This is a genomic window from Desulfovibrio sp. MES5, from assembly GCF_002237645.1.
Taxonomy (GTDB): Bacteria; Desulfobacterota; Desulfovibrionia; order Desulfovibrionales; family Desulfovibrionaceae; genus Desulfovibrio.
In genome coordinates this window covers 138,510-151,256 of record NZ_MJUZ01000022.1, presented here as the reverse complement: position 1 = coordinate 151,256, position 12,747 = coordinate 138,510, and the positions used below count along the sequence as shown (strand labels likewise).

Annotated in this window: 8 protein-coding genes; 2 read left to right on the top strand and 6 right to left on the bottom strand. The window is 58.8% G+C overall.

Translation table 11 applies throughout. The features are described 5' to 3' along the window. Nucleotides 1-46: 46 nt before the first annotated feature. From trmD to BCS36_RS07560, 5 genes are all read right to left on the bottom strand, one after another. Complete coding sequence (gene trmD / locus BCS36_RS07580) at nucleotides 47-1,354, bottom strand: tRNA (guanosine(37)-N1)-methyltransferase TrmD (RefSeq protein WP_291302301.1); 1,308 nt, start codon at nucleotides 1,352-1,354, stop codon at nucleotides 47-49. Nucleotides 1,355-1,685: 331 nt separating this feature from the next. Continuing rightward, complete coding sequence (locus BCS36_RS07575; protein WP_291302300.1) at nucleotides 1,686-2,783, bottom strand: 4'-phosphopantetheinyl transferase superfamily protein; 1,098 nt, start codon at nucleotides 2,781-2,783, stop codon at nucleotides 1,686-1,688. A 7-nt stretch (nucleotides 2,784-2,790) separates the two neighbouring features. Continuing rightward, nucleotides 2,791-5,604 (bottom strand): ABC transporter permease, encoded by a 2,814-nt coding sequence (locus BCS36_RS07570; RefSeq protein ID WP_291302299.1) that lies wholly within the window; start codon nucleotides 5,602-5,604, stop codon nucleotides 2,791-2,793. Between the two features lie 392 nt (nucleotides 5,605-5,996). Continuing rightward, on the bottom strand, nucleotides 5,997-6,245 hold the full coding sequence (locus tag BCS36_RS07565; RefSeq protein WP_291302298.1) for a helix-turn-helix transcriptional regulator: 249 nt from the start codon (nucleotides 6,243-6,245) through the stop codon (nucleotides 5,997-5,999). Between the two features lie 463 nt (nucleotides 6,246-6,708). After that, complete coding sequence (locus tag BCS36_RS07560; protein ID WP_291302297.1) at nucleotides 6,709-8,772, bottom strand: elongation factor G; 2,064 nt, start codon at nucleotides 8,770-8,772, stop codon at nucleotides 6,709-6,711. Between the two features lie 398 nt (nucleotides 8,773-9,170). On the opposite strand from BCS36_RS07560, the gene BCS36_RS07555 reads away from it, so the two are divergent. Continuing rightward, nucleotides 9,171-9,860: a hypothetical protein gene (locus BCS36_RS07555; RefSeq protein ID WP_291302296.1), complete on the top strand. Its 690-nt coding sequence runs from the start codon at nucleotides 9,171-9,173 to the stop codon at nucleotides 9,858-9,860. A gap of 441 nt (nucleotides 9,861-10,301) precedes the next feature. Here BCS36_RS07555 and BCS36_RS07550 read toward each other — a convergent pair whose 3' ends face one another. Next, the gene (locus tag BCS36_RS07550) at nucleotides 10,302-10,874 is read right to left on the bottom strand and encodes a GNAT family N-acetyltransferase (protein ID WP_291302295.1); all 573 of its coding nucleotides are present in this window, start codon (nucleotides 10,872-10,874) and stop codon (nucleotides 10,302-10,304) included. 412 nt (nucleotides 10,875-11,286) lie between these two features. Between BCS36_RS07550 and BCS36_RS07545 the strand changes: the two genes are divergently transcribed. Continuing rightward, the gene (locus BCS36_RS07545) at nucleotides 11,287-12,288 is read left to right on the top strand and encodes a TOBE domain-containing protein (RefSeq protein ID WP_291302294.1); all 1,002 of its coding nucleotides are present in this window, start codon (nucleotides 11,287-11,289) and stop codon (nucleotides 12,286-12,288) included. Nucleotides 12,289-12,747 lie beyond the last annotated feature (459 nt).

The following is a 12,747-nucleotide window of genomic DNA, read 5'->3' as shown; positions in this document are numbered from 1 at the left end:
TGCGTCGTTGCGTAGCGGCGCCGATGCGTTCAGGCCGCCTGTTTTGTCAGCTGTAATCGCCTAAAATTCTGTCTGCCAGAATAGCGGCTGCGCTGCGCACCGAAAGGTGATTATACCCTAAAAACCGCACAGGGCGAATCAGGCCGTCACATTGCTCCAGCACTTCGGGGGCAAGCCCCTTCGCAGTGCCGAGACAAAGCATGACCGGCCCCTGGCTGCACCAGTGTCGCACTTCCTGCGGCGTCATAAGCGGGCCCGTGTGGGCCTGCCCTGTATTTTTGCCGGGCCAAACGGCGGAACTTGCCACCAGTCTGGGCCGGACGCCGTGCCGTGCGGTCATATGCGCCACGGCCTCGTCCAGAGAGGTTGCGGGGCAAACCAGACCGAGAGCCTGCGCACGGTCGGCATTGCCTGAACCGCCCGGACCCCGCGTCCAGTGGCGCAAAATTTCATCCAGCACCCGTAGTTGGTCTTGCAAGGGGGTCACCACATGGAAAGAACCCATTGCATAGCTGCGGGAAATTCGGGCTATATCGTGTATGTCGAGATTTGTCAAAGAGGAAGCGCCGGATTTTTTTGCATCAAGCTGCACCGGATAGTGCACAAGGCAGAAAGAAAGGTTGCGGCCCGGCCTTTCGCGCGGGGCTTCGGCCAGTGTCAGCACGTCCTCTTTTGTCAGCGGGGCAGAGTCCAGCAGGTCAGGCCGCATGCGCAATGTGGCCAGCACGGACTGCCGCCGCCGCCACTGCTCGATACGCGCATGATCGCCGCGGCGCAGCACTTCGGGCACGGGCAGGCCTTCCAGAACTTCTGGACGGGTGTAGTGCGGGTATTCCAGAAGGCCGTGTGAAAAACTTTCGTCCTCGCCGGATTCTTCCTTGCCCATAAAGCCGGGCATAAGGCGCGAAACAGCCTCAATGACAGCCAGAGCCGCCGTTTCGCCGCCGTTGAGCACCACATCCCCCACGCTCACGGGTTCAATGGAAAAAATATCCAGCAGGCGGGCGTCAATGCCCTCATACCGACCGCAGACAATGGTCAGGTCTTCTTCCCGCGCAAGTTCGGCAGCCATGCTCTGCGTCAGCGGGCGGCCGCCGGGCGTCATGAGCAGGATGCGCCCCGGCTGCCCGATGGAGCGCAGCGCCGCAGCCAGTGGTTCGCCCTGCATGACCATGCCGGGCCCGCCGCCGTAGGGGCGGTCGTCCACATGCCGGTGTTTGCTGGTGCTGAACTCGCGGGGATCGTGAAAAGAAAAATCCACAAGTCCAGCTTCCCGCGCACGCCCCATAAGGGCTGTGGACAGAGGCGACTGGAAAAATTCGGGAAAGAGGGAAACCAGGTGAAAACGCGGCATGGGCGGAGAGTGCCGTAAAACGCACTGTCTTGCAAGAAGAGCTTTGCCTGCGGGCGGAACAGGGGCGCAAGCTCCCTGTGCCCAAGAAAGCCCGGATCTGAACGGATGCGGGGCTGACTGGCTGCTCAGCGGTCTTGTTTGCCTTTTATATAGACAAACTTTGAGGTGGTGCGATGCCTGAAAGGCGTTGCCTCTTGAACCCCGCCCAGTTCAGAAAACTTATTATGACACACCAAAACACCATAAGAGTTTTAGGGGGTGGGGGTATGGGGGAGGGACCCTTTTGCGAAAGGGTCTCTCCCCCACAAAGTATTTTACCGTAACAACACAACTAGCCCAGTGTGTGGAGGATGCCGCTCCAGTGCGCGCGCAGGGGGCGTCCTGTCACAAGAAGGGGGCGGTCCGGCAATACGGGAGCTGCAACGCACAGCCAGTGTTCGGCGCAGGGAATAAGCTGCCAGCCAATCTGCCTGCACGGCGCAGCCCGGCTGGCGCTGCTTCCGTCAATGGCAAAACCCGTGGTGCCTTCATGGCAGAATTGCGCGCGGCCTCGCCGTTGCCCGGAAAATCCGCTGTGAACCAGGGCGGGGTCGCGCGAGAGGCCAAGCCCGGCGGACTTGAGAAGGGCCTCCTTGATGGTCCAGCGGCGCAACGCATCACGGATTTTGGACTCCTTGGCAATGGGCGCGACCATCTCCTTACTGGAATAGGCGCGGGGGGCAGGCGGTGGATTGAACAGGGATTCGGCGTCAACGGCCAGACAGGGGCGAAAATCCTGCTGTGCATCACTGCCCGGCGCTTCGTTGCCCTGATGACAGGGAGAATGTTCACCCTCTTTCCCCAAATGGAACGCGGCGCAGAAGGCCGCCTGGCCGCTGTGGCTGAACGCGGCCCGCCAGCCTGGCATCACGGGCCTTCCGAGGTAGTCCATATCAAGACCGTTAAGGCTCAACCATGCCATGTGCGAATCAATGTCGGGCTGTTGCTGCAGACTTTTGGCCCCGTCAGCCTCGCCGCGCGTGATCATGGCGGCATGCGCGGCGGCCATGACCAGCCGTATGAGCAGTGCCCTTGCGAGCAGGCGGCTGCACCGGGCCTTGAGGGCCGCATCGCTGGAGCCGAAGCATTGCAGGTGGTTCAATTGCAATGGGCTGAGCCAGGGCACTATGATCTTTTCCAGTCGCGTGCACCAATGGTGCAGCGCCTGGCCTTCCAGACGGGGCAGGGGAGAATACACAATAATGACGCCGCGCTTGGCGGCCTGTGCCGCCCATATCCAGCTCAGGTCGGCGGCGGAGGTCTGTGCCCACGTACATGAAGGCGGCGCGGAGCCGGGCCGAGAAGCGGCCAGCGGCTTGAGGGTCTGCCCTGGTGAGAAGCGGAACAAGGACTGCGCTGGTGAATTTTCGTCAGTAACTGCTTTACCCATGATGCCCCTACTTGCCTTTAGCTTCTGGTTGGGCGTCCGAGGCGGCCGGGCCGGGGGTTTTACCCGGCACGAGGGCCTCAAGCCCGGAAAGGGGACTGCCTGTGGATGCCGCGTTTGAAGAAGTCTGTCCGGCGGTTTTGCCAGAGTCTTTTCCTGCCTTGGCGGCATCCTTGGCATTGGCCTTTTGCGTATTCTTGTCAGTCGGGTTTTGCCCGTCTGTTTTTTCAGAAGCAGGGGCATCCTTGCCGGATAGAGCCGCGCCGGAAGGATCTGCCGTGCCGCCCTCGTTGTGCTGCGGCGTGCCGTCCGTTTTGCCAGACTGACCAGACGTGCCGGGAGCGGGCTGGTCGGGAACCGATTTTCCAGAAGCGGGCTGGCCGGGCGATCCGGCGTTATTGCCGCCGGGCGCGCTGGCTGCGGGCGCTTCATGCCGCCAGAACCTGATCCATGACGGCGCTTCACCGTGCCACGCCCAGTAGCCCCCAAGGCTGGCGGCTGCGAGAAGGAGCAGGGCCAGGACGGTCATGAAGGCGCGGCGCACGCGCGAGTGCCCAAGGCGGGCGGGCAAGCCGTAAGGATCGTCAAGCGAGCGCTGCGCGCCTGGGGGCATTTCGCCTACAGCCGTGAGCGCGCCGCCCAGGGTAAAGTTTATGGGCGCGCCCGTGTTGACGGCCCAGCCGGAAGCGTCCAGCAAAGGGCCGAGGCTGCGGCGGCGCAGCTTGAACCAAGCCATGACCACGGATGGGCCGGAGATCACGGCGAAAATAATCAGCAACGCCATGGGCCACCACCAGCCCAGAGAGAAAATGGATCTGGCGATGTAGGTGAACGAGGCGCTGACCATGCTTATGCCCACGCTGACGGCGGCAAAAATGCCTGCGCTTTTCGCGATGTCAAAGGGCTGCTTTTGCGGCGCGGCCTTGGCCGCTGCGTCTGCCTGCCCTCCAGGCGTGGATGTGGCCAACTTGGACGAGGCGTTGGAAATGGCCGCATCCTTGGCGGCTACCAGTTTTTGCAACTGCCCGCCCACAAGATTGGCAAAGCGGATGTAGGGAGCCCACATGGCTTCGCGCAGGCTGATGGGATTGCGCACCACACGCAGCAGTGTACTGTCCCATGCCTGCCCGGCATTGTCCACAAAAACGCCGTGGCGGCCCTCGATAAGGTCATCGGCCTTGCCTGCGGTAAGGGCGGCGGCAATGGTGGCTGTATGCTCATTGCCGCTGGCGTCTTTACGGACGCAAAGGCAGTAGAGCAGGCAGAGGTGGCTTTGGGTGGCCAGCCGCACATGGGCGTTCACATCGTCCACATGCACGCAGAGCGAGCAGGAGCGGCTGTCGATATACAGCGTGCCGGCCAGAAATATGGCCCTGTTGCCGGGTTCGTAAAAATCCGCAAATGAAACAAAGTTCATGAGCAGGGTGTAGAGATTGGCGTGCAGCAGAACAAGTTTTTCAAGGTCGCGCAAAGCGTCCATGCGGGGGGCGGCCAGATCGCGCTCCACATACGCGGCAAAGGCCTTTTCCGTTGCGGGAGAAAGCAGCGCGTCCAGTTCTTCGTCCGAAAGCTTGTCCACGGCTTCTTCAGGATGCAGCGGCAGAAATGTTCTGCCAAGGGGGTCGTTGTCGGGAGCAAGCGCCAGAGGGGGCTGACCTTGCGCGCTGAAGGGGGCGGCGTCTTCCGGAGCGCGGGAAAACTGCGGTTTTTGCGCCAGCAGCGCGGCATAGGGCGCAAAACGGTTCTGGATGGCGCGCCAGGTTTCTTCATCAAGAGCAAAGGCGGCGTCTGCGTCGGTGTGCCCGTTTTTGGGCAGGGGCAGCAGGGATTCAAACAGGCGGCGAAAGGCGCGCACGTCTTTTTCCCATGCGGGGTTGACGCCCGTTTGCAGGTCAAGCGGCTGCCCGGCGGCTATTCTGGCAAGGGGGCGGCGGCTCAGATGGTCCATTGAAAAAAGTTCTGTTGTGGCGTTTTCCAGCGAGGCCAACTCGTTTTCTTCATTAAGAGCGGGCAAGGTCTGCGGCGCGAAGGCGGCCATGCGGCAGCGGGCGAAATAGTCGTCCAGCTTGGGGCCGAGCCTTTGCATGAGGCTCCAGGCTTCAGCTGTGTCGCGACCCAGGGGCAGGTCTGCATCATGCGTTTTTTGCCGCCATTCAAGTACGCTGTGAAGGGCTTCGCGAAAGTGCCCGGCAAGGGCGGCGTCAAGGCCGGGCGTGCCGGAATCGTCGCGCATGCCGCCCACAACCGTGAGGCCGGTGATAATAAAATGGCTGACGGCCTCTCCCTCTGTATCCTGGGCCTCCACCGAAGTGGAGGGAACAACGCCGTCCCCGTTAAAGGCGTAGCCAGCGGCGGCGCTCAGAGCGGCGGCCGCCTGGCTGCGGTCAACCCTGGTCTTGTCGTCAGCCCCGGTCTTGTCCAGCACCAGACGGGCGGCAGCCAGCATGTTGACGCCTTCGGGCGTGTCCTGCCGCAAGATGTCCAGGGGAAGTTCTGCGCGGCGCTCACTGAGGCGTGCTGGGTGGCTGACGCGCTGGCACAGCCAGTCCACCGCATCCAGAATTTCCTTGGCGCGGATGCGCCCGTCCTTGTCGGCGTCGAGAAGGGTCAGGGTCTGCGCGTCAAACTCAAGGCCATAGGTGGGGCAGCTCATGGCCATCCAGAGCTTGGGATCGAGTTGTCGCAGGTTTTGCCACTCCGCATCGGTGGACAGCAGGGCCTGGTCAAGCCCGGCCATACGGCGAAACGTGAAGACAGGGCCGCAATGGGCAACGGGATTCTGTTGATCTGTATCGGGGGGAAGACAGGCAGCGTCTTTAGGCATGGTAGTGTCCGTATTTTAAACAGAATGTATACTTCTGTAATATATGTAATAAGAGCATCAGAGGCAGCCTTGGCTACACATAGGCGACCTGTCGCAGGGAGGAGCGCAACTGGTCTTACTCATAATAGTTATCAAAAAACCGTATTGAGGTCGAGCGTTTTACGTTTTGGATACGCATGAAAAAATATTGCAGTAAAAAGCTCTGAACAGGGTAGGGGAGTGTCCGGATCGGCCCGTCACAGGCGGATAAGGGGATTTGCGCCTTGAAATGCCGGGTGTTGTGCGCGTAGACGGACGTGATGAAGGCGCAAGAGTGGATATTTCGTGCTGATAGGAACTGTAGCGGGCATGCCGTAAGCTTAACGAATGGATATTGTCAACGTTGCTTTGCCCTAATGGGGCAGCCTCTGTATTTCTTCTTCAATAAGCGCAACAAGCTCAGCGCCGGTCATGCGCACGGAACGCGCAATGAGAATGAGAGCGTTGAGCGATGCGCCACGCTCCCCGGTTTCAAGTTGCGCAATATAGACCCGCGACAGCCCGGCAAAGTCGGCAAATTGCTCTTGCGACAGGCCACTGCGGACGCGAATATTGCGCACAGTTTTGGCGATGGCTGTGTTCAGCCCCGGTAAAATTTGCATAGAGTATGTGTAAAGCTTTTACGCTGGAACCAAGTATGCGATTGCATACAAAATTGCCCTGTCCATTGTTGCCAATAACATAGCTGATTAATATGAGATGGAATGGCCCTGGCAGGGGCTGCAACCTATGGGTCAGCTGGGCAGAGTATATGCAGACAAGCAAAAAAGAAATGAATAAGAATATATGATAACTATATCATATTACAAATAAAAAATACCAATCGTCTGTGGATGCCGGGGCGGTTTTTCGTTGCCATTTCGCTGCTGGCTGCGGGGCAGGCGGCATTTGCGGAGGCGCAAGCGCGGGTTATCCGCCAGGTACAGCGCCTAGGCGTGCGCCTTCATCCTTTGAGAAATATATGCGCGAAGATGCCGCGTTTCCGTGAAAACCGTTCATAAAAAAAGCCGGACCCCAAGAGGGTTCCGGCTTGATTGAACGCACGCGCTGTTTGCGCCTGTTTTGTTAATCGCCTGCTCTGGCAGCCTGATATTCGGCGACTACTTTTTCCACCACAGGTTGCGGCGCTTCTTCATAGTGGGCAAATTCCATAGTGAAGAAGCCCTGGCCCCCCGTCATCGAGCGCAAATCTGGCGCATAGCGCAGCACTTCGCTCATGGGCACGTGGGCCTTTATTTCTGTGCTGCCGCCCTGTGAATCAGAGCCAAGCACCTTGCCCCTGCGCGAAGACAGGTCGCCGATGACGTCGCCCATGCTTTCGTCCGGCACGGACACCGTCAGCAGAACAATGGGTTCCAGCAGCACAGCCTTGAGGGTTTCCATGGCTTTTTTAAAGGCCAGGGAGCCCGCCACCTTGAACGCCATTTCAGAGGAGTCCACGGTGTGGTAACTGCCGTCATAAACCTTGGCGCGGAAGTCCACCACCTGACAACCGGCCAGAAAGCCGCGCGCCGCCGCTTCCTGTATGCCCTTGTCAATGGCGGGAATATACTGGCGGGGCACAACGCCGCCCACAATGGCGTCTTCAAACTGATAGCCGGAGCCGCGCGGCAGCCCTTCCATCTCGATCCAGCAGTCGCCAAACTGTCCACGCCCGCCAGACTGCTTTTTATGGCGGCCCTGTACCTGGCATTTGCCGCGCACGGTTTCACGGTACGGAACCTTGGGAGTCTTGAGGACAATATCCACCTTGAAGCGGCGCTTGGCCTTTTCAACCGAGAGTTCGATGTGCAGCTGCCCCATGCCCGAAAGCAGAATGTCGCCGTTTTCTCCATCACGGCCAAGCTTCAGGGTCACATCTTCGTCCAGCAGGCGCTGCATGGCCGCATATACCTTGTCTTCCTCGCCTTTTTCTTTGGGGGCCAGGGCATAGGTGATGAGTTGGGGCGGCAGTTGCGGCATGGGCAGTACAAAGGGAGATTTTTCATCGCACAGGGTGTCGCCGGTGCGGGTGTTTTTGAGTTTGGCTACGGCCACAATGGCGCCGGGGCCCACGGGTTCCTTGCAGGGCGTCTGATTTTTTCCTGTCAGATACAACATGTTGCCCAGGCGCTCATTGTCCTCGGTGCGCATGTTTTTGAGGTTCACATCGCCATTGATGGTGCCCGAAAGCACACGAAGCAAGGTCAGCTGACCGGCAAAGGGGTCAGCCAGAGTTTTGAACGCGAAGCAGGCCACCGGAGCATCCGGGTCAGGAGAACGCGTTTCGCCGTTTTGGCCCTCAAAGGGGGGGCGGTCCAGGGGCGAGGGCAGCAGGGCCTCAATGGCGGCCAGCAGGGCCTGACCACCCTTGTTTTCAAGGGCGGAGCAGGTCAGTACCGGGGTCAGTTCGCCCTTCACCACGCCGGAGCGCAAGCCCGAGCGCAGGTCTTCCAGCGACAGGCTGCCTTCTTCAAGGTACTTTTCCATAAGAACTTCATCGCTCTCGGCGATGTTTTCCACGGTAATGTCGCGCAAAAGGCTGACGTCGTCGGCCAGGCCAGCGGGAATTTCCGCTTCGGCGGAATCGCCGTCAGCTTTAAACATGCGGGCCTTGCCAGAGAGCACGTCTGCCACGCCCAGAAAGCTCTCGCCCTGACGGATGGGCAGCTGCAGGGCCACCGGCTTGATGCCAAGGGAGGAAAGTCCGTCGAAGGTCATCTGAAAATCCGCGCGGTCGCGGTCAAGCTTGTTGACCACGATTATGGCAGGCAGACCGGCCTGCCGAACTATATTCCAAAATTTTTTGGCGAGAGGGCGCACGCCGTCCACGGCGTCCAGCACAAAAACCACACTGTCCACACCCTTGAGCAGGCATTCCATATCACCGGTAAAGTTGCCGTCACCAGGAATATCCAGCAAAAAGTGACGGTTTTTGTTCCACATATACGTGGCGCACGCGGGCTGCACCGACCCGCGACGGCGGATCTCTTCGGGCTCGTAGTCAAGATTCGTGGTGCCGTCTTCAATGGCGCCCAGGCGGGTGACAGCTCCAGCTTTGAACAGCAGCATCTCGGCCAGAGAGGTTTTGCCGCAACCTCCGGTGCCGACGAGTGCAAAGGTGCGTTGCATTTCCAGTGGGGTAGGCATGGTTTTCTCCCTTAGTAAGCGATGAGGCGGGCGCGTGCGGCGCTAGCCGGGTGAACGAAACCAGGGAAGGAACGTGAGATCCCATAGAAGGGTCGGGGCGCGTGCCTTGAGGGCATGGCTCGCCCGGCAGCATCGGGCGGAATTTTCCGGAACGGGCCACCGGGTTACGGCGGCCTGCGGGCATTTTCCGCTTGCGAGACCCTTGACGGTCCATGGGAAAAACGTGCGTTCCATATGCTATTATTGTCCACGATACATACTTGCCAAAAAAAAGGAAAGTGCCAGACGGGCTTAGAGATCTGCCTGTTTATAAAAGGTGTAAAAGCCCTGCTTGACAGACGCCGTCGCTGCTGTGAAAATTTACAAGATAAACCGGGCTTTGCCCGGGTGGAGGATATATGGCCTGGGAATGGGGCGCAGCTGGCGTGGTGCTGTTGATAGTCGTGGTATTTTGCGTGCGCCTCATGAAGCGCGGGCTCACCACGCTGGAGGACGAGCGCGCCCTGTGCGACGAACGTATCCGCACCATGGAGGAGCAGATACGCCAGGATCAGAAAAATATGGCCTCCAGCGAACATTTGCATATTGCCTTGGCAGGACTGCGCGACATGCTGCGTCTGGCCGATTATCCATCGGGATTCTGGCTTGAGGTGCAGGAGAGCGGTCGCAGCGCTGCCAATGAAAAATCCTTGGTGCTGCACACGCCTGATGGCGACTGGCGCGTAAGTCTGATCATGCGCGAGCGGCAGTTGCGGGCCGTGCACAAGGTTGCCCACGGGCAGAGCCGCTGGCATCTGCGCGGCGCTGGCGTGCATGAAGAATATGCGGATTTGCCCCGGCTCATGTGCGCCTTGCACAACCATTTGCGAAAGGGCGCAAGCTCCGCCAGCGCGGGCCTGCAAACGCCCGGGGTGCTGGATCTGCCCGTGGCCGCCGCCACCGGGCATGCAGACGCCGTTTCAGGACCGCAGGCCGGGCAGCCTGAAAAACCGCATCTTTCCCGCAGGTTTTCCGGGCGTCCAGCCCAAAAAGCCGCAGCCCGCAAAAAAAGCCCCCCGCCTTCTCCGCTCAAACCCGGCAGCCGCTGACAGAGAGCAATTTGAAGTAGTTCATGGGGGAGGAAATGCTTTTGAGGGAGAGGTTTTGCGGGAGAGGTTTTGTGGGGGAGGGACCCTTTTGAAAAAGGGTCCCACGCCCCCACCCCCTAAAACTCTTTTTATGGCAGTTTACGAATGAAATGAGCTAGCTGCTCCGCAAGGATTTTCAGGAAAATCCTTGCCTTGAAATGCGAACAGGCAGGCTTTTGCCTGCCCTCCACGAGTATTTCAAGCGCTACATGCTCTAGCAGTCCGTCTGGTCCTGTGACGACAGCCTGGACGCAACCGCGCCGCAATATGCCATTCCGCCAAATATCGCGGCTGTCTTGAATGTTAAGGCTGTGTGAATGCTGCGGCTGTGGCGGATGTAGCTGCGGCAAGGGCTGTCGCCCGCTGCGTGCGACCCAAAAGGCCGAAGCACCCTCAAGAATGCTATAAAGCGCGCGCCATGATTTCTTGCAGAGCGTCTTGCGGCAAACTGTTGATGGAGACGAGGGGATTGGGGGGAGAGTCATAGGCGGCAATGGATTTTTCAAACCAGCCCACATCGTGCCATTTGCCGTTCTTGTACCCAGCATTGGTGTACATTCCCACCGTGCGGAAGCCCAGTGACCTGTGCAGGGCCTCGCTTCTGGCATTGGGCAGGGTAACGCAGCCGTATACGTTTCTGACTTCCTGCAACGCAAGAATATTGATAAGGATGCCGTACAGGCGTTTGCCCAGCCCTTTGGAAGTCGCCGCCATGTCAAGATAAACAGAAAGTTCGGCATTCCACTGATATGCCTGGCGTTCCATATGCCTGTGGGCGTAGGCGTAGCCGACAATGCTGTCGCCCTCTTCACAGACAATGTAAGGATAGCAGCTGGAAATGCTGGAGATGCGCCCCGCGAACTCCTGCTCTGAAGGCAGGACGCATTCAAACGTTATGGGCGTTGTTATGTACTGGGCATAAATGGCTAAAAGCGAGCAGCTGTCTGCTGGCGCGGCAAATCTTATGGTCGTCATACTGTTCTCCCTGACTGAAAATGGCGCGGTTGGCCGTGCTGTCATACGACGAAAGCGTAGCGGCGCCCGCCCGGCAGCGGTGGCCGGGAATCTCACGCTGAAATCTCTCTGACATCTGCCTGTGCTGCGGCAGATTCATGTTGCGATGCTGTGATGCCTTGAAGACGCCGCTTCTGCAACCCCCGCCTGGATCAAAAACCCCATTGTATCATCAGCGAGTTATATTAGGAGTTTTAGGGGGTGGGGGCGTGGAGGAGGGACCCTTATGCAAAAGGGTCCCTCCTCCACAAAGCCTTGCAACATCTTTCAACATAGCACCGCCCCTCGCGCCACCCTTACGCCAGGGCGAAGGCCGCGCTGCCCCCTGATGACAGTTTTTTGCCGATTTGTTAACCTGTTTCAAAGTATAGTCATGCACAGTCATTTAACCCGTCAGCAACTGGAAGCCCTTACCCTGTGCTGGGAGCATTGGGAGGCGGAAGCAGCCACGACAGCGCAAAAAATTGCGCGGGCGCGGCTGCACCTGCTGTTTTTGCTGTTCCGGTATGGCGGGCTGCGGCTTGGCGAGGCCCTGACTTTTGAGCCCCGCGCCGCCATAGACACCATCACGGGCATGATGCGTGTGCCCGGCCCCAATGCCCGCGAGCTATTGCTGCCTTTGAGCGCCATGCGGCATATCCGCCGGATTCTCAGTCTGCCGCAAGCTGGCGAGCCAGATTTTCTGCGTCTTGACCAGGCCTTTGTGCGCAAAAAATTCTATGCCGTCGGCAAGACAATGGGCCTGCCCTCGGCCGTGCTAGGGCCGCGCGCCATACGGTATTCCCGAGGACTGGAACTTCTTGATCTGCACGTGCCCATGTCGCTGGTGCAAAAATTTCTTGGGCAGCAGGACACGGCCCAGCTTAAGGCTTTTCTGGATTTTTCCGATGGTCAGGCCCGAAAAATGCTCAACGCGCAGGCTCAGGACCGCAGGGCCTCACGACAGGTACAGGCCGCAGACGATGATGCCACAAATCTGTTTTGGGGCATTGTCAGCGGCATCCACACGGGCATGCGAAAAATCCATGTGGAAATAACGACGTTCTCTGACGTGCGTTTGACGGCTTCCTGCACCCACGAGCAGGCAGGTCTGCTGGAAGTGCATGAAAACCAGGTGCTCAGCGCCCGTGTTGATCCTGAGCGTGTGGCGCTTTCCGCCGAGCGCGTCCAGACAAGCCTGGGCAATTGCGTGCGCTGCGTGGTGGAAAGCCTGCACGCCGACGCGGTGGAAACTTTCGTATGCCTGAGTCTGCCGGATGGCGCAATTCTGCGCGCCACGGTGGAAACACCAGCGGTGACACGGCTGCATCTTGCCGAAGGCAAAAAAATCTTCGCGTATTTTCCCACCAGCGCCGTGACCCTGCTGGCAGACTAGATGTAATTTCTGGATGTAATTTTATGGTGGAATGTTTTGTGGGGGAAGGATCCTTTTGCAAAAAGATCTCCTCCCCACGCCCCCACCCTCTAGACAGTGTTGCCACGAGCGCCTTTCCAGTTATTTCTGCGTCGAACTTCGCCTTTTATTCCGGTCGAGTACCATCAGAGTACACTCCCTGCATAAAAGGCTCGTTCTCCTTGATATGACAGGAAATTCATCTCGTGGCGGCGCTGTCTAAAACTTTTGAAGAAATTCACGAATGAAGTGGAGTAACTGCTCTGCAAGGGTTTCCCTGAAAATCCTTGCCACGAAATGCTCTCAGTGTGTTTTAGTGTGACACAATGAGCTTTCTGCCCTGGAGCGGGACAAAGACAGAGTCTTTTAGGCGCTAAGTCTTCCGGGCACAGCGTCTTCCGGGCGTTACGCCATAGCAAAGCTGTCTGCTCCAAGGGCTGG